Source organism: Micromonospora sp. NPDC049275 (assembly GCF_043197115.1).
Classification (GTDB): Bacteria; Actinomycetota; Actinomycetes; order Mycobacteriales; family Micromonosporaceae; genus Micromonospora.
In genome coordinates this window covers 16,035-40,813 of the sequence record NZ_JBICSN010000017.1, presented here as the reverse complement: position 1 = coordinate 40,813, position 24,779 = coordinate 16,035, and the positions used below count along the sequence as shown (strand labels likewise).

The 24,779-nt window shown below is 68.1% G+C and carries 1 protein-coding gene; it reads right to left on the bottom strand.

The genetic code is table 11. The annotated features are described in order from the left end of the window. Positions 1 to 63: 63 nt before the first annotated feature. A complete protein-coding gene (locus ACGFIE_RS30425) occupies positions 64 to 24,747 on the bottom strand; it encodes a hypothetical protein (RefSeq protein ID WP_393301095.1) in 24,684 nt (8,227 codons plus the stop codon). Positions 24,748 to 24,779 lie beyond the last annotated feature (32 nt).

The window sequence follows — 24,779 nt, the reverse complement described above, 5'->3', positions numbered from 1 at the left end:
CCTGAGAACGGGGCCGGCCCGGGCCTGGTTCAATCGGGCCCGGGAAACTCGACCGGCAGCGGCTCAGCCGTCGACCGGCTCACCCTCAGTGATAACGGGCAGCCTGCCGTATCGCCCGCGTGCCACGGCCCAGGCTGCGGCGCGCTGCCACCGCCGCAGCGCCGGCCAGGTCGACGCCACCGGGTCGTACGCGTACGGACCGACGACACGCCCGTGGTTGTCGATTTCCGTCACCGTCTCATCCCCGTCGGGGGTCCGTTCCCGTAGCCACACGCGCGTGTCGCGGCGGAACGCGATCAACCGGGCGAGATCGAGCCAGGTCTGGTTGGACGCCAGCGCCAACTGCGGGAAGGCCGGCGTACCCGCCAGCGGGCCGTCGCCGCCGTCCAGCGTCGCCAGCACCAGCTCCCTGACCCGCTCTATCCGCGCACGAGTCGACAGGTCACCTTCGGAGTCGGCCGTCGGGTCGGCGTACCACTGCTCGATCTGCACGCGCGCCTGGTCGACGGCGGGTCGGGCATGGGGACGACTGATCTCACCGTGCCGCAGAGCGGTTCTGGCCCACTCCAACACGGCGTGGTCGCCCTGTCGTGCGCGGCTGACCGGGTCGGTGCTCAAACGGATGGATCGGCCCACGCCGGCCCGCGCCTCGGCCACCCGGGCCACCTCGATCAGGGCGAGCGACGCGTCCGGTTCGGCCCACGCCACCTCGTTGACGATCGCGTCCAGGTCTACCGCCTGCGCCTGATCGATGGTGCCGGCGGAGGCCGGAGTGGGCAGCGGCAGGTCGGGTCGGGCCTCTGCCGACCGGTTGTGCGACTCCATCATGGCCGAGTACCGGTCCGCCGACATCTGCACGAAGATCTCGCCGGCGAACGCCTGGCTGCGAAATTCACCGGCCGGCGTGGGGGCGACGAACATGTGGTGCTCGCTACGCTCGGCGGTGAAGTGGAACCGGCCCTGCATCCGAACCAGGACGGCGGGGCCGAGCTGCTTCAGATGCCCCTCCGCTCGGGCATTCGAGGTGCCACTGCTCTGCTCGTGTCGTGCGGCAAGCCGATCGGCCGACGTGGCGGCGGTCCACAGGTCCTTGCCGAAGGGTTCGCTGAGGTGGTCAGGGTCCTTGACCCCGAGCACCTGGGAGTTGTCGATCGACCCGGCCACGATCGCCGCCCAGGGATCGGTGGTCACCGCCGACGTGACGCCGCTCTGCTGCTTGGCGTACCGACCGGTGCCCGCCCCCTCGACCAGTCCGACCACATGGGCGTCGAAGAGCTGTCCGTGCAGCCTGAGCGCCGACCGGGTCGTGCTGTGACCCGGCTGGTGGACCCCGTCGCCGATCAGGAGTCCTTCCGGGCCGAGCGCCGCGGGAAGGTGGTTGACCAGACCTCCTCGACCCAAAGTGGCAACCAGGGAGAGGGCCGGCCGCAAACCCGCGGCACTTTCGTCGGAGAGCCGCATCACCAGGTTCCGGGCCACCGGCAACGCGTCGTCCATGGTGACCGCGAGGACTGTGGCGTCGCCGGGGAGCGGGGGCAGCGGGCGAAGGTCGATCTCGAGTGGCCGCTCCGTGGGCGTGGCGGCCTCCATCAGGCCCTTGGGAAGCCGAAGCTCCAGCCGGGCGGTCACCGTGCGGCGGACCGTCTCGTCCTGGCCGGCGAGCCACGCCGCAGCCCGCACCGCGGTGTTCGCCATCGGCCGGCCCGCTGACAGGCGATGCGTGACTGTCACCTCGAACTCGCCGTCGGTGGTCAACACGTAGTTGCCGTTGAAGTCGTACACGGTCTGCTCTCGGGTGTTCACCTCGGAGCGGGTGGTGGACCGGCTCTGCCCCTCGGCGAGGGTCAACGAGGGGCCGCCGGTTATCCCCTGCGATCCCTCAAGGCCCAGCCCAGCGGCACCGACGGACCAGCCGGCGCTCTTGCTGACCGCGACCGACGACTGGGAGTACGCGTGGCCGTAGTTTTCGTTACCGGTGTTGGCGAGGAACTCGCGCACCCTCGGCTGCGATGTCAGGACCATCCGGACCCGGATTTCCAGGACGTCGGAGAGCAGCCCCAACTTGGGCACGTGGACGAAGAAGGACAGGCCGTCACGGTGCAGCAGCTCTTCGAGAAGCGCCCACTCCCGATCACCACCGAACGTCGCCTCGAGCATCTCGAGACCGCCCTGAAGTCGCCCGGACACCGACCTGGTGTGCTCGGACCACAGGGACACCTGTTGGGCCAGGGCGCCAGGATGAGCGGCCTCGATCGCCTCGTGAACGACGTCGATGAGATTTCGAGCGCCCGAGTACGTGATGTGCTGGACACCGGCGTGGCCCAGTGCCTTCGGCCCGCTGCGGAGCAGGTACTGCGGCACCCGCAGGTGCGCGTAGGGGTCGGGCAGATCGGGCAGACGCAGCCCGAAGGACTCCTCGAACCGTCGTCGCGTCATCGGTTCGATGGAAAGACGCTCGTCCACACCCAGGCGGTCGGCAAGCTCGCCCGCCCACCGCTGTCGCTCCGGCGAGTACCCCACTGCGGGGCCAGCCAGATCCTCGCGTTCCCAGCGGGCCAGCACACCGGCGACCACGCTCCCCGGCAGTTCCAGGTCCCGGCTGGACCAGTCGGCGAGAACCTGCCCCAGTCTGGCCTGCGGCATGGGCAACTCCCCAGCTGCGTACCTCGCCAGCGCGGTCGGGGTGGGCAGGAGGTACATCATCTGCTTGCCGGCGAGCAGTCTCGGCGTCGGGCGCCGGACGGTGTCGGGCGCGAGCTTCGCCGTCTGCTCGTAGGAGACCGAGACGACCAGGGTGACAGTGGCGAAGTAGCCATCCGCCTGGTTGAAGTCGAGGTTCAGATACTCCCTGCCGCTGGTGTGCGATCGCGACACATTCGTGCTGGTGCCGCTCTTTGCGGTCGCGGACCCAGAGAAGCTGACCTTGTTCAGACCCGTCAGCGTCGTCGTCCCTCCCACCCCGACCTTGCCCACCTCGACCGCTCGGCCCTTGCCTGTCTCCGCGGACTGGCCGCCGGTCAGGATGGCGAGGTCGATCTTGCCGTGGACGAACTTGTCGGGTGTGGCGCCGCCATGGGTGGATTCGTGCACCACGGCGTGCACCGAAATCGTGGCGATTTTCTGCCGGATCAGCCCCGCCCGGAAGAGTTGGCGCGTGTACCGGCCGCTAAGAATGGCCGGGATGTTCGACATGATCGCGATCGGTGAGAGGAAGTTGGTCACTTCCTGGTCCGTTGCCGCACCGGGGCCGGTCAGCTCCGGCAACATCTCCCGAGCAGCCTCCACGAGGCCGCTGACGTCGAGGTAGGACACAACAGCCTGGCTGAACACCTGCGTGGGGGTCTCCTGGCGGACCGCCGCCGGATCCGTAGGTGCGGGTGGTTCGAAGTACGGCAGGACGTGTGCCGTGATCTGGTGGTCGCTCTTCGGAGACTCGTACCTGGGCAGTGCGGACTTGCTGTACTCGACAGTCGTCCAGAGCCGGACCGGGAGCCGGTACTCGTCGACGCTTCCCGGGTATTCCATCAGGTTCGGCTTGTTGGTGAGCAGGCCGAGACTGTCCGTGGCGCCGAAGGACCAACTGTGCTTCGCCCCGGCTTGGAGACCGGTCACCCACGGGAGCGCCTTGAGTCTTGCCACGAGAGCAGCGCCGACCTGCAGCGTCTGCCGGCCCCCCACCCCTTGCGAGTGGTTGCCCATGCCCATGCTCAGCGTCACGATGGTCTGTCCGTCGGTACGCCGTTGCCAGTACTCCGGCGAGTCGGAGAGGATCTGCTCCCCGCGAATGGTGATGCGGGCGTGGCTGGTGCGTCCGCGCGCGTCGATGTTCGTCAAGGTGAACGTCAGGCCGACGCCGACGATCACCGAGAAGAAGGATTCGAGGGCCTCGACCGAAACCATCTTGTGCAGCATGTCCCGGTTGTCGAGTTGACGGTCGAGGCGGCTGTTGCGCTGGGTGCGTTGGTTCTTGAACAGTTGAGTCTCGTCCGACGGAAGGAACCCGCTGCGACGCAGTTCCGTCGCCAACTCCTCGCGCAGCACGCGGTCGGTGCCCTGGTCCACCCGCACCAGGCTCTGGCCGAGGCCACGACCCTCCTGGAGGTGCCGGGGCAGGCGCTGCCGGGCTGGCTGCTGCTCCGGGCCGGCGAAGCGGACGGCGTCCGGTCGGTGCGGCACCGCCGACTCCTCGACGAGGGCGCGCACCTCGGGGCGCAGCCCCTCCAGATCCACCTGTAGCCCATGGTCGAAAGCGTCCGCCTCGGGGACGACGAGCACCACGCTGCTGTCGACCGTGTCCGTCGCCGACGGCGGCGGGTACGGGAGATCGACGAAGATGCGTGGTACCGGATCGCGCGGGAGGACGTCCACCGTCGCCGACAGCGTCAACGGCAGCTCGTGCGCGGACGTCATCCCGGTCTCCCGGCTCACCTGCACCCAGAGGTTGCCACGTCCGCTGGCGAGGCTGTCGGAATCGGTCCAGGTGTAGCTCGCCTCGACCCGCGGACCGAGCGTGAGGCCGGGTGTCGGCAACAGGCTCGCCTCGCCGAAGACCGTCGCGGTGAGCCCGTTCTCGGCGCTCTCGCTGTTGCTCTCGCCGACGATCGCGGTGCGGACCCGCTCGATGTGGGCCGTTGAGGTCGTCCGACCCAGTCGCTGGTCCCCGTCGGGGTGACGGCTGGCCTTGATCACCACCCGGGCGATCTTGCGACCCTGGTCGTGCAGGAAGAACTCGTACCCCTGGAATGCGACGTCGAGGTGCGCGTCCAGGTGGTACACCTTCTGCACCAGCTCCGCCCGGGCCGGGTGACCCGTGTCCAGGTCCAGACGACGCTGACGCAGACCGCTGAGGATCGCGTCGACGAGTGTATGCAGACGTTGCAGCTGAGCGGCGTAGAACGTGGCGGGGATGTCCTCGGATCGCAGGCCCGTGGAGACAGAGCTGTCGACCGGCGCCACGGCGCGCACCAGTTGACCCGGGGGTTGTTGCAGGTACTGGCTGGGAAGGGCAACGGTGATCCGCTCGTCCGGAGTGACGGTAACCTGCGAATCGCGCAGCACCGCGGCAGCCCAGGGCAGTCGGAACTGGGCTTTCGTGCGCACCAGCGCGGTCAGCCGACCCGCATAACTGACGTACGTCAGCTTGTCCCGGACGTCGAGAACGTGGCCGCCCTCGGCGTCCTCGATATGACCGGTGCCCCGGGTGATCACGTTGGCACGAAGGTTCAGACCCGCGCCCACCTTGAGCGCCTGAACCACGCCGGGCACCAGCCCGAGCCCGACCGAGCCCGAAACACCCGCCCGGAAGGCGCTGCCCTGGCCGGTCTGTCCCCGGGCGTGGGCGCCGGTCTGGAAGATGGCGTTGACCGACTCGATGCCGGCGAACCCCGCGGCGGCGTCACTCCCCGCCTCGGCGTCCGGGTCGAACTCGATCCTCGGATCGCTGATCTCCAGCGCTACCAACACCTCGGCATCACCCAGCCGGATCACACGACTGTCGCTGACCAGGTAGCGGTAGGTCGACAACAGCTGTTGCGGCAACATCTGCCACTCGACCGGCGACACCGTGACCCCTCGTTCGTCGAGGGCCCGTCGCAGCACGACGATGAGCTGATCGACGCCGGGCAGGCTGGTCTGCGGGATACCGAGGCCGCGGACCCGCAGGCTCGCCGCGCCCATCCGGCGATGTTCGGCCGCGAGGTCAGGAGCGAGAACCTGACCGGCCGAGTCCGGTCCCCGCTGCTCCGTCTCCAACCGCGCCGGCTCCGCATCGTCCGCGCGGTCCACACGGGACCGGTCCGTCCCGGCATCGCGGGGGCCGTCGGTGGCGTCGGGGTCGACCCCGACAGGCAGATCCGGCGTACGGGTCCGCTCGGGCCCTTGCTGCCGGGGTACGTCGACCGCGCCGCTCTCGGCTCGGTGAGCGTCGCGGGCGTTCAGAACGTGGGCATGTTGTTCGGGGGTGATGGTGAACCCGGGATCCAGCACCACCAGGCGGTGACTGAGGTCGACGAATGCCCTCTGCCGGGCGTCGAGCACCGGACCGGCCGGTCCATTCGGCAGGCCAGCGACACCGCGCTCGACGAAGCCGAGTTCGGCGATCGCCGTGCGCAGCGTCTCGCGCGACGCCTGGTGCTGCTCCGGGGTGAGCGGGAAGGTGGCCAGGCGGTGGCTGGCCAGCGCCGCGTCGAAGGAGCGCTGAAGCCCGTCGAGGGTCCACTGCTGCTCAAGCCGACTGCGAAGCCGCCCCAGCGCCCGGCGTACCGCCTGGGCGGACGTGCCCTCCTGGGCCGACCCGCCCGCTGTCTGCCGCACTGCCGTGTCCACCGCCCGCTGGTGCGCGGCCAGCAGCGGGTACGCGTCGACCGTGTCGGCAGCCACGCGAAGCGCACTTGCGTGCTGCGACGGGAAAAGAGGTTGGGCGGCGTCAAGAACCAGGGGCTTGCGGCTGTCCTCCAAAGCCCGTCGGCCCGCCGCGTCCAATGGGCCGCCAGTTGCACGCAGCCGCGTCAACGCCCGGATGTCGGCCTGGATCAGCCTGCGCCCTGCGGCTCGCTGCGCTTCCGTGAGCGGAAACGGGGACAGCCCACTCCTACCCAGCAGCTCGGCGAAGAGCTGCCGCACTCGCGCCGGGTCCGCCTGCGTGGTCAGCAGGGCCTCGAGGGATCGCTGCGCGTCCCAAAGGCGCGCGCTGTCAACGGTCTGCAGATCGTGGAGGTCCTCGCGGTCGCCCTCGGCGATCGCCCTTTGTACCGCGCTCTGCCACTCGTCGAAGTCGGTCGGGGCACGGGTTGGTTCCGGCACGGCGAGCGCGGTCTCGGGCCCGGCGACGGCGTCGCCGTCGGTCCTGGCGTCGCCGTCGGTCCTGGCGTCGCCGTCGGTCCTGGCGTCGCCGTCGGTCCTCGGCTCGACGTCGCTCCTCGGCTCGGGGTCGGCCCGCAGCTCGGCGTCGGCTCGAGGTGCGGGTCCGGTGTCATCCGGTCGAACATCGGTGGGGTCGGCCTGCCGGTCGGCCGTCGGCCGACCCGGGACGGGCGGTAACAGGACTCGCCCGTCGACCAGGCTGGCGAGGTCGGCCAGGACCGCCTCGGTGACGCCCCGCGGGGACTGCCGGAGGTCCAACACCACCTCGGCGCGCGCTCGGGGGTGCAGGTGTTCCAGCGCGGCGGCCAGCCACCTGGGGTCGACCGAGTGACGGTCCGGCGTGATCCGGATCGGCTGGTCGACCACCGGTTCGCTGGCGGATTCGGGCACCGCCGTCGTCATGTGCACGGCTAGGCCACCGGGCACCGGGGTCAGCTGACGGACGATGCGTGAGTGCCCCGGGTCGACGTGCAGGAGCGCCGGCTCCACCCCCGTGGCCCAGAACTGCCAACGGGGGATGCCGTGCAGAACCACATCGAGCGGTTGCCCGTCGGGCACGCCGTCCACCATGGCCATGATCGCCGCATGCACGTCGGTCGGCACGACAGTGGACGACGTGCCAGGCAGACCAACCGTGATCCGGACGGCATCTCCGCGCGCTGCGGCATCCGGCCGGGGCCCGCCGGCGGCGACGGCGTCCGGCCTGATCCACAGGCCGTCACGGGTCTGCTCGGTGACCCAGCCAGCAGTCAGCGACCGCCTGATGGGCGCAGCGGTCGGAATGGTCTGGGCAGGGTCCATGTCGGGGCGGGAGCTGGCCGCCTCGCTCGGCAGCGCCGGTACGGTAGGCGTGAAGACGATGTCCGCCGCCAGCTCCGGCAGAGTCGCGGCACCACTCCACGACTGGGGCACGGGGCCGTCGGAGGCGGCCAGAGTCTGCGCGAGCGCGGCCGCGACTGCCTGCGGCCCGCCCGGCGGTACGGTGACGAATCCACCCGCCACGGTGGGCAGTTCCTGCAACGCGCGGACCGACGCCAGCACCGTCAGACCCGGAGTGGTTGTCGCGTCGGGAAACGGCCGCCGGAGGTCCGCGAGCTGATCGGGGGTGATCCGTCCGGCAGCGGTGACGCGAAGGACGTAATTGCCCGGCAGGCGTCGCGCCACCGACCTGATCACGTCGACCGGTATCCGTGCCGGATCGACGAACAGCAGGCGGTGACCTTCGATGGCCGGTTGCGCCACAGCCGCCACCACGTCGGCAAGCTCCGGCGAGGCGGCCAGCAGCAGCCCTGCCGGTACGGCGACCAACCGCATCCCGTCGGGGAGCGCCGCCGCGATCGTGGCGACCGGCGCCGGGGTCGACGGGGCCGTCGACACCGAGGGCTCGGCGACGAGCGGCGGCACGTATCGGAAACCAGCCCGATCGGCCGATTCGAAGTACAGGCCGGTCGGGTCGACAAGCGCCAGCGTGACCCGGGCCGGACCGGACGACGACGCGGCGGCGGTTCGGATGTCGGGCAGGGGCACGAGGTGACCCGCCGTCGTGATCAGCACCTGCTGGCCGGCGTGCGCGTAGCCCTCCGGCAGCAGCCGCCAACCGTCCGTGGGCAGGTGCAATTCGCGGGGAGCGTCCACGACACCGGCTGTGGGCAGGGGCACGTCGTCGGAGGTGTCCACGGCACTGGCCGCGGGTCCAGGGGCGGGCCGGACCCGGACCCGCCAGCGACCTGCATGATCCGGGGACGGGCCGGGCACGGGCCCGTTCCGACCCAGCAGGTCTCGGGCGAGCGCGTGGGCGGCATCTTCGTCGCCGTCGGAGTGCAGGACCTCGGCGACGCGGCGGATGGCGTCCAGGGCGCGGGGCACCTGCTCCGCCGTCCATGGCCGTCGAAGATGCTGCTGCACGATCTCACCGGCGTCCCTGATCGCGGCGCTGGGCACGCCGTCGCGACGCCCGGTCGCCGGCGTGGGTTCGACGCGCACGGCGGGATGCGGAGTGACGATCCGCCGAACGGTCTCCCACCGCCACCTGGGCGCCGATGGGCGTCGGCGATGCGCGTGGACCGTGGTCGCCACTGGACGCGGACGGACCGGCTGACCGTCGACGTTCCGCACCTCGAAGACCCGGCGAGGTTCGGCCTGGCGCCGCCCGCGCCAGAACCGCCGGTGAAGCCAGCGCAGCCAGCGCCGCCGCAGCCGGTTGAACCGGTCCAGCCGGCTCAACGGCGGGCGTGAATGAACCGATCCGGCGTTGGTTCCCGGCGCGCTCCGGCCATCGGTCGAGGGATCGACGACGCCGGCTGCCGCGTCACTGTCGGCATGTGCGGACTCGGCGTGCGGGCGCGTCGGTCCGGCTTGCGTCGGCCTGTCGCCAGTCAGGACGGCGTCGTAGTGTCCCGCTCTGGTCTCCCTCAGCACGATCGGCTCGCCGACGTAGCGGTGGGGTCCCACCCGGTGGAGCTCGTACCCGGAATCCGGCAGCGGCCGAGCAATGGCCAGTGGACGGCCGAGCACCTCCGCCAGCATGGCGGCGAAGCCGGCACCATACCGGCCGTCCCAGCGCCAGTTACGTATGTCGGCGCGGACGCGCTGACGCTCTCGTTCGGCGGGCATCGCGCGGGGCGAACCAGCGGCTGTTGCTTCCGATCCTCGTGCCGTGATGATGAGCCGGTCCAGCACGTCCCGGTAGGGATCCCCACGTAGGAGCTTGGCGAGGTGGGCCGCCAGGGCGTTCGCTGTGTCGCTCGCGACCGCTTCGTGAAGCAGCGGTGGAATCGTTTGGGGAGCCGTCTGCGCCTCGGTCAGGCTCTCCAGCCACCGCCGCTGCTCATCAGTGAAGCCGCCGAGTTGTTGGACCCGGCCGGGCTCGGCGACCATGACCGCGTAGAGCAGCGAACGGCCATCGGCCGGACTCTCCACCACCACAGCGGCATCCGGGATTCCCAATCCTTGAACGGCGGTGGCTGGAAAATCAGCCGGAAACATTGGCGCGCTATCGTTTTGCTCGTTGTCGAGGGCTTCCTGCGGGACCTGAGGGGAGGTTTCGTCCGGGGTGGGTGTGAGGCTGGGTGAGGCATTCGGGTCGGCTGGTCGACCGTCGTCGGTGATGTGCACATCGGCGGACGCCGGATCCGCTACCGTGACCGGCCCGAGGTCGTGTTGAGCAACCCTGCCGTCAGCCGTCTGCACCAGCCGCACCGGCACCCGCAGCGCCACGGGAAGATTCAGCAGATCTCCCGACGGGTCTAGCGTGAACTCGGTAAACCAGCGACCTGGCGTCGCCTGCACCTCGATGAGCAAAAAGCCACTGTCTCTCGGCCGGCGCCACACGAGCACCACGTGAGACGGCTCGTTCGGAGGGCTTGTCACCACGGCTGTAATCGCGCCCGGTCGCAGCTCAACCAGCTGATCGATGCGTGCCGACACGAGGTGCCCACCCAACGACTGAGTCAGCGTCGACAGCCCCGACTGCCCACTACCGTCATCGCGCAATCTCGGCGGATGCGGTAGCGCGTCCAAGACACTCTGCACGCGCGGAAGACAATCCGGCGTATCCGGCGTCCGCATTGGTAGCTGCGCAAGCGCCTTCGTCAGCACCTGTGGAACCACCACCGCAGCCGAGCCATCCGCGCGCCCCGCATCCGGGCCAGTCCCCAACCCCGGCGTCACCCTGTCCGGCGGATCCAGCAACGCATCGACAGTGGAGCTGCCGCGCACCTCGCCCCGCGGCGGGTCGTCCTGCGGGACCTCGGTGAGATGCACCGACCCGTCCTCAAATCGCGCAGTGACAGAGAACCGCGTACCCGCACGGATGAACACCTCCGCGTGATCACCGCGAGCCAGCCCGGCTCTCAAGGTGAAGGCGACAAAGGGCGGCTCGGGGCTCGACTGCCGCCGACTCGCCACGAGCGGATGGCTCAGAGTCAAGACGCTATGATCCGCACCCAACGCTCTCATGGCCGTAGCGGACAGTCCCAGCGAGGCATCACCCACATAGGTGGGCAAGTGGCTCGCGCGCAAGATTCCGTCCACGAGCCGCGCCACCGTCTGCGCCAACTCGTGCTTGCCCTCCTCGGGATTGTGCAGCGCCTCGACGAACGTCTCCATGTTGGTGAGACCGAATGCCCGGAGCAGCCTCTCCCGGTGGTTCCATCCGGAGACCTCCATTCCATCCATGACGAGGGCGCCGAAGTACGCAGAGGCCATCGCAAACTCCTGCTGCGTCAGCTTTTTCGAGCCCGGCCTCGGCGGCTGCTGGGGTGCCGCGACACTGGATGGGGGCGCAGTTCGACGGAGGAATCCAAAGCCGTTGGCCCGTTTCGCTGCCCGCTGCACGACCTCAGCCATGGATCTCATGGGCACACGTCGCAGGTCGTGCTCAATTCGACGCGAGAATTCGTTGAACGCCTCAGCGCCAGCCTTGCTCCGAGGCACCAGGTACCCATTGGCGATAGCGGCAGCCTGCGCACGTAGCCGCGCGTCCATGCGCCGCGGCGATGTCAGGCCGCCGGAGGGGAACAGCTCCTCTGCGGGTGACACAAAGACGGGCACCCCGAGTCGATCCGTCAGCATCGAGGCAACGTTGCTGAGCCACCACAGTCGGTCCCGGTCGTGTACCTTCCCGCGGACCTCGAACACCATGAAGCGGCCCGACATGTCGTTCACTTCCCAGCGGCCGCGACTCGTGTGCCAGAACAGCTCGCCACTCACCCGGGCCGGCTGCGCAACGACCCGACCCTGCTCGTCGAATGCCACGGCGAGGGTGGGATGCCCGGCCTTCATCGTGGCGGCGAGAGCCGTCGTGTGGATCCCCTCCCCCGACGAGGAGATGCCAGCGGCCAGCTTCTCCAACTCTGCATCGTCGAGCCCTCGGTCTGGATGCTCCGCACCGATGACCACTTGTCCCGACTGGGTTACGACGAAGATCCAGTCGATCTGCGGGTTGCCGGTGACGAGTGCCGGCGGCAGGTCGTCGAGCGGACGCCACAACGCGTTGAGCCTGCCCCGCTCGTGAGCCTTGATGCCGCTTGGACCGGCGAGCTCGCCGAAGTTCAGATCCAGTTCTGCTTCTCGACGAGCGTCAGCTCTGCTGCTCACGACGGGGAGCATGTCGGCGGCGGCCAGTTCGACCGCTTCGGGCGGCACCGACACGCCGCGGTGAGGGTCTGGGTCCACATCCGCCGACTTCGGGAAGTCACGCACCGCATTCCCGGCACCACCCCCCGGTCGAGGCACCCCCTCGTCGGTCCGGCCCGACTGACTCGTCACTCCAGGATCAACCACCGTGAGCGGTGTCCCTGCGGGCACGAAAACGGTTGCGGGTTCGACAGCGGACATGTCGATGCCCGACGAGAAGGCGACCACACGATGTCCAGGAGGGACCGGGCCGGGGGCGACACGCGCAACCACAGGGTAAGTAAGCACCCACTCCCCGGCGTCGTTGCGTATCCTCCCTAGGCGCTGTGCCCGTGGCACTGTCAGTCGAACGGAAGCAGCGTGGTGAGGAAGCAGCCCATCCTGCCGGATCGTGGTGTCAGCAACCGCAGCAAGAGCCTGGGCCCCGGCTCGGAGATCGTCTGACCGGGGGCCGCCCAGCAGGTGCTGCAGATAGACGACCATGTCGGTGCCCAGAAAAGCCCGGGTCAGAGACCACTCCTCCGTCGCGGTCCGCGACTCCCGATCTGGATCCTGCTTGGGCGGCTGCGCTTCCCACCCGTGGGGCTGGCCAGCAGTAGCAACCGTGTCGAGATACATCCGGGCAACGTGGCGCATTGTCAGCCGGTCCGCTTCGTCCGGGCCCGGCAGATCGTCATAGGAAATCCGGCCACCGACCTCAGATCCACGTCGCCGTAGGGCCGTTCCGGCCGTGACGAGCATCTGGCCAGGCCGGAGTTCTCCAATGTCAACGGCATGGTCGGTCTCGATGATCAATTGCACGGAGTGCGCGGGGACCTCCGCCGGCTCGACCGAGGCCACCAGCGGAAATGGCACGAGAAGGTTTGGGTCCACGCCGCCGAGACGACGAAGTTGACTGCGGGGCATCACCACGTGGACGCGAGCCCGATCAACGGTGGAAGCCTCGGCGCTGAGAGTGTGATGCATCAACTCCGCGAGAGCGACAAGAGCATCGTGTCGGGGGTTGTTCCCGTCGGTCCACACGTCGATCAGGTCGGAGATCTCTACGCTCAAGTAGGCAGCGGCTAACGCGATGCGGTACTCCTGGACGGGATCGGGCACCTCGTCGGGACCCCGTAGGCGCGCGAGCGGCTCGGTCAGTTGCTTCTGCGCGAAGTAACTTGCCGCTAGCGCGAGTGGCTCGGGTGCACGCTCCGGATAACGGGTGAGGATGTCGTCGCGACGCCGCACCAGGGTGCGGGCGAGGGAGAAGTCGAGGCCCACTTTGGCGATGGTGCGGTAAATGTCGTCGTCGCTGATGTCTCGCAGGCGGCGGGCGGAACGCCGGACATGGTCATCGGTGACGCCGCGGAAGACGGTGGCGTTCTGGCCGTGGTGTGGGTCTCGTAGAGTATCCAGTTCCTCGACGCGCTCGGCGAGCCGCTTGGGCAGGCCGAGGCGGTCGAAAAGCAGGGCGGCGCCAAATCCCGTACGCCAGGGCACGCCCTCAGCGGTGACCACACGGTCGTACGTGGGACCAACGACGTCTTCGTTGCCCAGCCAGGCATCCACGGCGATGCCATCGCCCAGCACAGCCAGATATTCGGCGTCCCCGAGTCGGCCTTCTAGATCGGGCTCAGCGAGTGAGTGATATCTGGTCGCTTGGAGCGGACCCTTCGGCAGACCGAGGGCGCTGATCGCCGATCGCACGTCGGGCACTCGCACCTTGGCGAGTTCGTAGAACGCTGCGACCGCGACCGCACTCTGAACCTGCAGCGGTGACGAGGCCGCCTCCACATACCAGTCTCTGCCTTCTGAGTCGCGAAAATAGCCACTCCTTCCACCTGTACTGCCAAATCGCGCGGCTTTCCGGAGATCGAGAGGCCGGGCGAGCCGGGGAACTCGATCGGCGAGTCGGAGCTGGCCCCAGGTACTGATCAACTCATGTTCGAGTCGTTGTCGGCCGGTCACCCGTTCGTAGTGATGCCGCAGCGTGGTGGGCTCGGTGAACATCGCGTCGAGTTCGGCGATCTTGTCCGCGTACGTCCCGCGGTAGACGAACAGTCCGCCACGCTCGATCAGGTCGCCATCGGCGTCGGTGGCGAAGTACTCATCGAACGTCGCTTCGCCGGTGCGAATTTCCCCATCTCGCGGGTACGGCTCATATCGGCTGTGCCGCGTATACGACGAGAAGTCCGCCTGATAGTACTGGTGGACGCGGTAATAGGCTCGCTTGACGGCCAGGGCGTCCTCGTCGCTCAACCGGCCGGGCGCGGTGGTGTCATCCAGCGCCAGCCGCACTACGAACGAGAACACCTCGTCCGCGCCGTGCTCGTCTCGCAAGTAGAAGCCAAACGGATCGGAATCGACAAGTCCCAGGATGAATCGCAGGTGCCGCTGCTCATGGCGGCGCCGGGAAGACTCGCTGCGGCGCGAGGGCGTGCCCACCAGCAGGTCCCGGTACCGTCGGATCAGCTGCACCGCCAGCCGGTGCTCCGGCTCCGCGTCGTGCGTATGCTGCTCGTCGCCGTACTGTCGCTTCGAATTGATTTTGTCCATGTCGTGGAACAGGATCGCCATCGCCACTGCGGCGGTCTCGGGTCGCGTCAGGTTGGCGTGGGTCAGCCGGCGATACTGGCCCAGCACCATCTGCACGTGCGCGTCATAGGTGTAGCGCTGATCCCAGGCCGTGATCTCGGCGAATCGCCGGTCGAGATCGGGCACCTCCTGCCGCAGCAGATCCACCATCTGAACCACCGCGCGCGGGTCGTCACCGGCCCACAACTCTACGAGTTGCGTACGCAGCATCGTTAACTCCTGGGCCCGCTGCGCCGCCGTCGCTCTCAACTCGACGAAATTCTGCTCGTGGTGCTCATCGGTGACATTGAGGTCGACACTCAACTGACGGTGGTTCTCCGCCAAAGTCAGGGCGATCGCTGCCTGATCAGCCCAGGGCACCACCACTCGCTGCATGAAAGCGTCCGTGGCGGATTCACCAGGCCCCACCCGATGGGCGGCCAGAAAGTCCTCCCACCTTCGCCGGCGGGTGGCGAACGGTAGCAGTTCGTCCTGTGGCGCCAGCGGATAGGCACGCCGATCAGCGTAGGACTCCCGCGCCTGCCACCACGTGACCACGAGATTGCGCAGCAGCGCACCCTTCTGCGCCAGGCTCGACTCATCAATAGAGCCCTCCTGCAGCTCATAAATGGAGGGCCACGGATCAAACTCGGGGCGCAGCCGCTCAACCGGCACATGCAACCGGCTACGCAACTCAGTCAACCCCCGGACCTCACCCGCCCAATCGGCCATCGGCCCCCGCACCGGCAGGGTCTCCGGATGATCGGTAAACGTCACCAAAGAGCCGGATACCACCAGCGGCGCCACCAACTCCCGGACGACGGCAGCCGGCACCGAGAACACGTTCGGCTCCAACTCCCCCCGAATACCCAACACCTCACGCCCCGCCAACCCCGGATCCACCAACGCCGACGCGGTGCGACTCACCGCGACATAATCCGGCACAGACATCAGGAACGAACGCACCAACGGCGTCGCGTGATGCCCCAGCGGAAGATTCAACTCCTCCCGGAAGCGCACCATCGCCGCCGCGATCTTCAGGGCCGCCAACGGCCGACCACCGATCAAGGTCATCGCGCCACCCACCGGCAACGCCAACACCACCCGACCGTTCGGCCCCGGCTCCTGCTGCACATCTGCAGAATCAGCCACAGCCGGAACCGCCTCGGGGCCACCTCTGAGATCCTCCCGCTGCGACGCCACCACATAAACCCGCACGAACGGCTGCCCATCACGCCGCTCCACCTCGAACGGCGCCCGCGCCACCACGGGTGGTATCGGTTCGTTGCCGTCCCACGGGCCCGTGTACCCAGGCCTCGTAGAGATCGGATAACCGACGCCGTCGACCAACGAACCAGAAAGCATCACCCCCGACAACGGCGCCGACGGCTCACCGCTGGACCGCCCCGACGCCAAGGCCGCGACGGAAGCACCGGGCATCCGGAACAGCGGATTCTCCCATTCTTGTTTCCATCGATTTCCGTCGCGACGTAGAGCCCGCACGACGTGTTCGATCCGAATTCCGCCCGGAAAGAGAACCTCGGCCTGCAACGGGTGGTGCAGACCTCGCAAGGTCGCCGGTATGTCCACACCACCCGGCGGCCTCAGCTCATACAGGTACCCCTGCTGAAAGGCCACCAATTCACTGCCGCTGGTCGGCGGAATAAGCCGGGTAGCAGAAACGAAGCCCCGGACGCTTTCGTAGTACTCCTGGTAGCTCTTCAGATGCTTGGGTGGCACCGGATTACGTGCTGTGAACCCGGTCGCCGCGATCTCGGACCAGTGCCGGGTATCCACCCGATACAGCGGCTCGTCATCGACCCGCCACATCAATACGTCGCGCCCGTCTGACCGGCCGGCCCTCTGCACCCGGAGCAAGCCATCCGTCGGCAGGGTCTGACCGGGGGGCGCTGCAGCAAATGGATCGAGTGGCAGATCCGGCGACACCCGTCGAGGGTACCGGTACCTCATCACTTCCTGGTAGAAGCTGTACGACTTCGAGAAAGGAGCGTCCCGGCGACTGAAAGAATTTGCGATCAAAGGTTGCTGATTCGCTACCAGCATATCGACCGCCCGGCGCAGCCGCTTGATGAACTCCTGCCGGAAGCTCTTCGGATCTACGCGCTTCAACGTCTCTGCGTCTTGTCGTATCACCCATTGATAGGTTTGGATCAAGCCCGCCTCGACGGCCGGTAGGCCACCAGGACCACCCGCCTCATCCAACAGCAGACCAGCGCCGCCGGCAGTCGGGTTGAGGAAGAAGAAAAGCATTCGTAAATGGCTAATTGTTGTCTGTATCATGGCAAATGTCACGAACTTTGAGGTCGCCTCGTTCAACACCTCCGAGATCGCTTCGACGCCTTGGGTGAAAAGGACATCCAGCTCTGCGGTATCGATGCTCTCCTTCGACGGCTCGTCCGGTGCGTTCTCCTGCTCGCGGAGCGAATCCCTGTCGGACTCGCTCTCCGTGGCTTCCTTCGATGAGTTATCCCCATCCTCAGAATCCGGCGACGAGTTGTCGCCCCTGGGAACCCGGGCGCCGGGCATCCTCCGCGTCGGTGGATCGACGAGGGCATCAAACTGTCGGACTCCCTCGGTTGTGCCTGTCAGCTCCCGTCCGTCGACTGTTGGGTCTCCACCGTGTTGTGCGAGGAAGCCCTCCGCGGTCACCGGCACCGACAACGGCCCCTGCAGAGCCGGAGGCAAGGCACTCCAAGTCCCCTGCTCGGGCAGTGAGAACGGGGTCAGATAGCGGGCGGCGCTTCGCGCCTGAGCAACGCCCTCTCCTCCGGCTACCTGTGTCTCGATGAGGACCAACCCGCCGGTGTCCAGCCGGTGCACGAGGACGATGTGTGTCGGTGTCCCCGGCCTCCTGCTCAAAACGGCCGTGTAAGCGCCACGGCGCAGCCCGGCCAGTGACGCAATGCTCCGCGTAGCGAACGAACCACCGAAGGACCGGGCCACTGCATCGGCCTCGGTCAAGCCCGAGCCGTCATCGCGAAGGCCCACCGGAATCAACAACGCCCGCATCACTTTCCGCACACGTGACACGCAGTCCGGCGTCCGCCCATCCCAAGCCGGCAGATCCGTCAGCGCGGCAATCAGCACCGGGTCAGGCGAGGCACGTGGCGGCTCCGGCCGGCTCCCGGCCGGACTTGGTTGACTCACCGCGCTGAAATAGATGCTTGATGTGTCGTCACCGGCGCTCTCGTTCGGCGACGATGCGCTCTGGGCTCTCCATTGCGCTTGTGTGATCGGCACTGACAGCGGCCGCCGCAGGGGCGGTGGCGGGAACTCTCGCAGAATGTGGTCGCGGCGGAGTACCAGCGTCCGCGCGACGGCGAGGTCGAGGCCGGCCTCCGCCACGGCCTGGTAAATGTCGTGATCGGTGATGCCGCTCAGGCGTCGTGCCGAGAGGCGGATCTGGTCCTCGGTGATGCCGGCGAAGAGGCGTGAGGCATCGGGGCTCATCCGAGGGTCGCGAAGGCTGCGCAGTTCAGTCACGAGGTCACCGAAGAGATGCCGCTTCGGACGTCCATGCTCGTCGAAGAGCAGAGCCCCGCTGACATCAACCCGGTGCACCACGCCGTACCCGTCGGTGACAATGTTGGCGACGGTCCAGTTGGCCAACCAGGCGTCCACCGCGAAGCCATCGCGGACCTGGTCGACGACCTCCGGATTGTCAAGCGCCGCAGGGACGATGCTCTCGGCCCGGTGCACCGCCTCGGCACGCGTAAGGGTGGGAGGAAGCCCGGGAAGCCCTGTCGCTTTAACAACCTCTGGCGAAGCCACCTGGGCCAGTCGATAAAGGGCGGCGGCGGCGACCTGGTTGGCACCTTCGATTGCGCTCGCGGTGACCCTGACCGTCCAACCTCGGCCATCCGGCCCCTGGAATGCGCGCGCTCCGCTGGGAGTCGGCGCCGCCCCGGTGGGCCGAAGATCAGCGATGAGGTGCACACGGTCGAGGCGTGGCGGTTCGTCGGCCAACCAGACCGCCCCTGCTTCCCGCGCGAGTTCCTCGTGACGAGCCGTTTCCGCAGCGAGCCGCCGGTGGTGCTCGCGAATTGCCGCAGGGTCCGCGAACATCGCATCGAGCGCGGTGATCGCGGCGTTCAGGTCGTCTGCGTACACGAAGCGCCCACCCTGCATGGGTGGCGCACCCGAGCCGTCGGTCAGGAAGAGGCCCTCGGCGCGACCACGTGCCATCTCCTCGGCCTGGAAATGTTGATGGACCACCTCGTAGAGGTCGGCCACCGCCATCACGTCGGCGTCCGTCAGACCCTCCGCCGTCGCCGTGTCGGGAAGCGCGTGTCGGCTGACAAACGTGAAGACGTGGTCGGCGCCACGCTCACCGTGCAGATAGGGACCGATGGGGGCCGCAAGAACCAGGCTGCGGACCAGCCGCCATTCCCGACCATCGGCGAACAGATCCCGGTGGCGGTCGATGAGATCCGCCGCGGTGTCTGGCCCGAGGCTCACCTCAGGGCGAGGCTGGTCGACGACCTGCAGCGACGCAGCCTGCTCGACCATTTCGCGTACGAGGGTCGCCAGGGCGCCCGCGATTGAGTGCGACCGCGTCTCCGAGTGCTCCGCCAGCCGTCGATAGTGGGTCAGGGCGGACGGCGGACGCCGGTCAGATCCCGTGCCGGATTCGCTTGCCGATCGATCGCGATGTCGCCGGCTCCATTCGGGCACCCGCTCGCCCAGCAGATCCGCCATGGCCAGTGCAACGTCGGGGACGTCGCCAGACCAGAGCCGGGTCAGATCCTGCCGCACGGCGGCCAGCTCCACGGCGCGGCGTGCCGCCTGCTCCCGCAAGGAGCCGACGTCAACCATGCGAACCTCTGCGCTGAGGCTCAGATCATCTCGTAGCCGCAAGTAGTCGTCGATCAGCACCTCGGCGATCGCTGCCTGGTCCGCCCATGGCACCACCACATCGCCCATGAACGCATCCACAGCCGTGCGATCGAGGGGGTTGACGTCATGCTGAGCGAGAAAATCGCGCCAGGCCGGGCGCCGGTAGTAAAACGGGGAGTGGCTGTCTACCTCAATGGGCCGATACTCAATCCGCCGCGCCGGCTCCTGTCGATCCTGCCACCACGTCACCACCATCTCGCGCAGGAACCGGACGCTCGCCCTGACCCGATTCGGATCGATAGCGCCCTCTTGCAACTCCCCTATCCACGGCCACGGGTCATAATCGGGTAGAAGGCGGCGCGACGGCACAGACAGGCGGGCCCGCAACTCGCCCAGATCCTCGACGCGGCCGGCCCAGTTGGCGACCGCCCCTCGGGTCGGCAACATTGACCTGTGATCGGTGTAGGTCACCAGAGAGTGTGGCAGCGCCTGCGGCGCCACCACCTTGCTCAACACGGCGGGTGGCACCGCGAACAGGTTCGGTTCCAGTTCGCCGCGAATACCCACCACCGTCGCAGGTGAGAGATGCGGGTCGCTCAACCCTGCCGCGGTGGCGCTCAAGGAAACGTAGTCGGCGTAGGGCAGCAGGAACGACCGCACCACAGGCATCACCTCGTGCCCCGGCGGAAGGCTCAAGCTCTCCCGAAACCGCACCATGGCCGCGGCGAGCTTGAGGGCCGCCAGCGGGCGCCCACCGATCAAGGTCACCGGACGTCGCTGCACCCCGACCGCCAGGACGATCCGGCCGGTGACCGGGTCCTGGTGCACATCCGGCTGATCCGCGGTCGCGGTACCCCCGCTGGCGGTGACGGCACGAATCTCCTGCCTACCCGGCGCCACCAGATAGATCCGCACAAAATAGTCGCCGCCGATACGCTCAACCTCGAACTCTCCCCGGTTCACCACGGGCGCAAGAGGACCCCGCGGATCCACCGACCCCGGGTCGCCCGGTCGGCTCGCAGCGGGCATTCCGAGACCACCGGTCAACCAATCCGCCACTTGCACCGCCGCAACGGGCCGGGCCCTGGCATCTGCCGCAGAGACCGTCGGACCGTCCGCGACCCGGCCCGGCACGTAGCGCGGATTGCGCCACGACTCCTGCCAAGTTTGGCCAACCCGCTCGAAGGACCGCACCACATGCTCGATGCGTATCCCGCCCGGAAAAAGCACCTCAGCCTGATCCGGGTGGCTGTCCCAGCTGAGCAGAGAAGCCGCGACATCGATACCACCCGGCACGTCGAGCTCGTAATAGTAGGAAGAGTCCCATCCCCGCACGAGATCGATAGACCGGGTCGTCGAGACGGCACCCTTCACGTCAACCAGTTGATACGCCGCCAGGCTTGTCGGAGCGTCATCAAAAATAGGCCCGAAACCGACCTGTTCAATTTCCCAGGGCGGCCGGGTGTCGGCACGATACAGCGGCTGCCGGTCGATTCTCCAGACCAGGCCGCCCGAGTGCCAAGAATCGTCGAGCCGCAGCATCGCCATGGTAGCCGCCACGCCCACTGCGGAGGCTGCGGTGTCATGCGGATCGACGGGCGGATCAGCGCCCAGAGCCCGCGGGAAGGCACTGCGCACGAGCTTGGCCTGTACCTCGAACGGCGCATTCTTGTAATACCGAACTGGATCACCAGCGGCCGCGGAGATGCTAGGCAGCTGGATGAGGGCGATGATGTGGTGCACGCGGGCTGCTATTCGGCTGACCACATCCTGGGGTAGACGGCCGTGTCGCTCGACCATGCGCTGAGTAGCGACAATCCACTGATAATCTTGAAGCAGTGCGGCGTGCACGGCCGGCCCTCCACCAATACCACCGACCTCGCCGAACAGCAAGCCAGAGTAATCGCTCTTGGGATCGACTCGTAGGTAGAGATCCTCGATTCGAGTCAACAACTCGTGAAGAAGACCGCTGCGCGGGTCGCCCGCCTGCACTTCCTCGAGCACGGCGCGCGTCTGGGCGATCCACTCGTCGTACGGTCCCCGATGCGCCTCAATCTGTTCCGGTCGCTGCTCGCTTTGATCGGCGGGCGCCGGCTCGGCTGCCGGCGAGGGCCTGTGCGGGGCGGTGGTCGGTGTGTCCATGCCGGGACGGGTGCGGACGGTGGGATCGGTCAGCGCGTCGACGTACCTCGTCGAGTCGGCCAGACCCGGTACGTGGGCTGGTTGCGGTGCGTCGGTGGATGTGGGGGCCGGTGGTGTGGCATCGAGTTGGGCAAGGGAGCCGTCAGCCGCAATTGGCAGCCGAATCGGGCCTCGCACCGACGCTGGCAGTTCGCGTTTGTCCAGAGCGACCAGAGCCGCCACGTCGACGTAGGTGCGGGCTATGCTCGGAGGCTGCTGGGTCTCGATGAACCCCACTTGGCCATCGTCGGCTCGCCGGTGCACCAGCACCAGATGCGCCGGATCATTTGGCCGTTGGGTCCACATGACCGTCACCGCATTGCGGCGTAGGCCGGCTAACGCCTCGATCCCCCTGGCGGGGGCGAAGACAGCCCTGAACGAGCGTGCCACCTCGTCGATGTCGGTGCTGCCCGCTGCGTCGTCCCGCGTGACCGCAGGAGACAATCCCAGCTCCAGCAGGATGCGACGAACCCGCAGCACGCAATCCGGGCTGCGGCCGTCCCAGGTCGGCAGCCGATCCAGTGCTCGCGAGATGCGTTCCGAGACGTCATCTGGTGCCGTCGGGTGCGTGGTGGGCGGCCCGACGGGTTGATCGACAGCGGACGGCGTTCCTGAAGACTTGGACACGTCGACGCTTTCGGGGGTCGACTGCGGTGCGGCAACGCGGTTGTCGGTGGCCGGGCGCTCACCGTCGGCCACCGATTCCAGCTCTACGGGTCGGCCATCGCGTCCGGGCTGGTTCGCGACGGGCCCAGACACGGGCAGGGCTGGCGGTCGAGGGCCGAGCTGCGGCATCGTGTGGAGGCTCGCTTGTTCTGTCCTGGTTAGGACCGGCGAGTCGACTCGTGTCCGCGTGGGATCCAGGTCACCACCCCTGCCGCGCACAGCGGACGACGAACTGCTGGGCGCAGCGCCACCATCGAGGGCTCCACCAGCCTCCACACCGACCTGTCCCCGACCCGCCGACTGCAGCCCGACGTCCGTAGCCTGCACCGACTCCGGCGACGCACCCACAGAATCCGACAGCCCCACGGCAACAGGGGGACCCGAGACCGACGCCGGCCCAGAAACCGGGGCCGTTCCGGAAGCCGGGACAGGAGCGGAAGCCGGACGCGCGTGAACGGAAGCCGGAGGCGCGGGGTCAGGAGCGGAAGCCAGGGGCGCGGGGTCAGGAGCGGAAGCCAGGGGCGCGGCGACGGGAGCAGGAGTCAGGGGGGTGGGGACGGCCGGGGCCGGGCCGAGGATGACGGCTCGGGTGAGGTTGGTCTGGTCGAGGCTCGGTGTTGTTGGTGAGTGGGGGTGGGTGAAGGCGCTGAGTTCGTGTCCGGCGGGTAGCGGGGTGTCGGCGCTAGGCAGTCGGATCGCGGCGGGTGGGATGTCCAGCGGGACCGACAGTCCGCCGTGGTGCGCCACGACTGCGGCACGTACGGCGTCGACCGGTACCGGCCCATCGAGGGTCGGCGGCTGCTGGGGAATGAGGGTGCGCCAGTTCGTGACGCTCGCCCCGGGCACCTGCGCGGCAAGGTCCTGCGGGATCGTCGGGCTTGTCGTGTCGATCCACACCTGCACGTGCCAGCCGTTGCCGGTGGCGTGCGTGACCCACTGCCGCACCTGCGCCACCGTGTCCTGACTCCACACGCCGGTATCAGCGGGTACCAGATGCACGACCTGCGGCACCGCGCCCGGCGTCGACACCGAAGCACCCACCACCCACCCACCGCCACCCAAACCGGCGCCGGCGCCCGCTGTCGGGGCATTGCCCACGACCGGGGTAGCCCACTGACCGGGAGCCGGCGGCGGCGACCCCACCGCCCAGCTGCCCACCGTCGGCGGTGACTGCCCGTCCGCCGCGACAGAAGCTGCCCGACCCGCGGCGTCGCCGACTCCCGACGGGTCGGCTGCCGACAGGCCGACGCCGGACGGATCGACCATCCTCGGGTCGACGCCCGCGCGCGTACCCGTCGCAGACCCCGGGTTGGCCGCATGCTGCGTGCTGTTCGCATGCTCCGGGTTCGCCGCGGACTCCCGGACCGGCGAGTAACCCGCGCCGTTCGCGTGCCCCGGGTTCGCAGCGTCCTCCCGGACAGGCGAGTAGTCCGGGGGTGAGTAGGCCGGGGGGACGCTCGCGTCGTCGGGGATGCTCGCGTCGTCATCGGTCTCGGGTGGTGTCGTGGGCACCACGCTGGTGTCGATGTCACTCGGCGGGATTGCGCCCCGGCCGGCCCACGACGGCGGATGATGCGCCCTTAGCCATTCACCCGCCCGGGTGCCGGAACTACCCGCCAAACCTGACAAGGCACCCGACGCGCCGGTCATCAACGGGCTCTGCACCGAGAACCCCTGCCCCTGAATACCGTTCGCGGCGCCCTCGGTCAACACCTCAGTGAACGCCTCGACCTGCATCTCGCTGAGCGCCCGAGCGTTCTTCTCCCCCACAGTGTGGGTGAACGCCTCACCCACGGTCTTGAGCTGCGTGTGCGCGAACCGCTTCGCCACCGCCGCGCCCGCCGAGTGCACACCCAGCCCGACCACACCGCCCAACGACCCGATCCACGCCGACGTCGCCAAACTCTTCGCGTTGAGCCCTCGCCGGCCCCCATCGGCGATCTGCGACGCCTGCACGAACAGGTCCATCAACACCTGCATGCCGACACCCACGACCTGCATCGTGGCGACCGCGACCACCAACTCCGCCAACCACTTCGCGATCGTCAACCTGCCCGTCAACAGACGCACCAGCATCTCGTTGAGAACCTCAGGAAAAAACCACGCGATCGCCAACGCCGTCGCCAACTCGATCATCAACTCGACGATCGTCGCGACGATGATCAGCTTCGTGTACTCCACCTGCAACGCCGCATCGTCAAAACCCTGCGACACCCGATGCACATACTTCGACGCCAACGGCAGATAACCCGGATCCTCCACATACCGCCGGGCATGATCCACAAAAGCCCGCTGCGTGTTGCCCTGCACACCACCAGCGATCCCCGCCAACACCGTCGCCAACTGCGGAGAAACATCACCCAGACTCGTACCCACCTCCGCCAACCGCGCGGCCAACAGACGCAACGCATCCTCACTCAGACCCGGGAACTGCTCACCGGTCAAGAACAGGAAGAAACTCGCCACATCATCAGAAACCTCGATGGCCACGCTGCCACGCTCCCACTGCAATAACGAACCCG